This window comes from Flavobacterium sp. (assembly GCF_013822155.1).
Classification (GTDB): domain Bacteria; phylum Bacteroidota; class Bacteroidia; order Flavobacteriales; family Flavobacteriaceae; genus Flavobacterium.
Map to the genome: position 1 here is coordinate 1 of NZ_PNJW01000144.1, position 1,859 is coordinate 1,859.

Here is a 1,859-nt window from a genome sequence, read left to right on the forward strand (position 1 = left end):
GCTTAAGCAACTCAACAAAGCTTATACATGTTACGGCAACCTCGGGCATTTCACAGACGGCTGGAATTTTATAATTGGACTTTAGAGAAGGCAGCTTATTTTGCCTCGCTTCTTCGCTAACCAAAGTAGATATCGTCTCTTTTGCGATAGCAATAATAAATAAATCATTTTCACCAACACCTTTTGCATACCTTTCTTCGACTATACCCAAAAGAGTTTTTATTTGTTGTGCTGTTAATATACTTCTAGGGGTTAAAGGATAAACTTCAATAAGATTGTTTCTTAGCCATTTGCCGCATTCAGGTAATTTATGACCCACTTCTTCAAGTGCTATTTTTGATATGCAAAATTGTTTGTTACTAATTTGATCTGCAAACCATTGCCACAACGACTTAAAGTGTGGGTTGGAAATCGGATAGTTATCCCAAGCATGAATTATTGATGACGCATCAAAATTATACATGCCGCTCCAACTGGCGGAGATCACTAATTTTCAAATCATCTAGATAAGTGCTAGCCTTGGCTAAGGTAATATGTTTGTTGTGTAAAGAGTCAAGTACTGCATAGACATAAGGTTTTCCGAATACATTAATAGGTTCTCTATACCTATATTTTCTTGGTATCGGTTTTATATCTAATTTAATTTTGGTTTCGTCTGTGGTGTATTTTTTTTCCTGAAAAGCGATATAGTCCTGATAATAGTGCTGTGGAATTTTATTATCTCTCAAAAGTCTTACTAATATTGCTTGACCGCTTACACACCATTGTTTTTTAAAATCATTCAAAAAACCATCATATTCGTTAATTTCTAAACTCAATAGTTTTTCTATGTCAACTTGGCCTAAAAAAACATCAGGAATTAATAAGTTTCCGGCAAATTCATTCGCTTCTTTTTCTTTACCTTGATAATTATAAAAATCCTCTTCATTATCAATAATGCTTTCTTTATGTAATAACAAATGACCCAGCTCGTGCATTAAAGTGAATGCCTGGGCTCCTTCGCTTGCCTGTTTTTTAATGACTATAATTGGCAAAATTTCATAATATAAAGAAAAACCACGCACAGGGTCATTTTTATCAATTTGCCACTTTCCATTGTATCTATTGGATACAATCACTATTATTCCTTTATTTTCTACAGCATGCCGCAAACTATTAAAGTCGTAAGATTTTGGTATATCTAACCATTCACGAATATTAACACTAGTTTTTTTAATATCTGTGATATTCCAATCCAAGTCAGGGTACCAATTTTCATTAATTGGTTCACCCAAATCCTCTAGTAAGCCAATGTAAATTTGACGCAGTTTTTCTACATGCTCAATAAATGTTCTTAGCTTGGAAGAGTGGATTGGCTTTTGATTATTGATTGTACGAAATTGGGGAGTGTAGATTTTTTCTTCTTGGACTTCATTTGGATCGAGAAAAAACAATACACTACGTTTAAAATAATGCGCTATTTTTTCCAGTTGAGAGATACTTAAAACTGCGTGGTTTTCCATTGCTAACATAAGCGTTGGCTTGGCAATACGAACTTCAGAAGATAGATGTTCAATATCTATCTGCCCTGTGTTCAAACACCAGTTCAAACGATTAGCGTTAATAGCAATTTTTTCCATTTTTTTATTATAGCTTGCCTTTATTGACTATAGCTATATCCAGCAAGTAGAGAAGATATTAACAAGGTAGCCAAGCCGACTTGAAGCCGCGCAGTGGTTCAGCGGTTGACTGGAACGCCTTGTTAAGCACTAACAGCACACTTACCTTTAACGAAACCCGAAGCTGGGGTTGTACATCTCAAGCCCGTAGCGTGCGGTAAGGCACGAACCGCACGGGACAAGATACATTATTAGGTGATC

2 protein-coding genes are annotated in these 1,859 nt (G+C 35.5%); both read right to left on the reverse strand.

Translation table 11 applies throughout. The features are described 5' to 3' along the window. The coding region (locus tag C0512_RS15355; protein ID WP_290863146.1) for a DUF4411 family protein at positions 1–463 on the reverse strand (463 nt) is incomplete at its 3' end. Continuing rightward, positions 456–1,619: an ImmA/IrrE family metallo-endopeptidase gene (locus tag C0512_RS15360; RefSeq protein WP_290863148.1), complete on the reverse strand. Its 1,164-nt coding sequence runs from the start codon at positions 1,617–1,619 to the stop codon at positions 456–458. The genes C0512_RS15360 and C0512_RS15355, both read right to left, overlap by 8 nt. Positions 1,620–1,859: the final 240 nt, after the last annotated feature.

What these genes read in the sequence shown, in the direction of transcription:
- C0512_RS15360 (WP_290863148.1), bottom strand. Translation starts at nt 1,619, where the DNA reads ATGGAAAAAATTGCTATTAACGCTAATCGTTTGAACTGGTGTTTGAAC.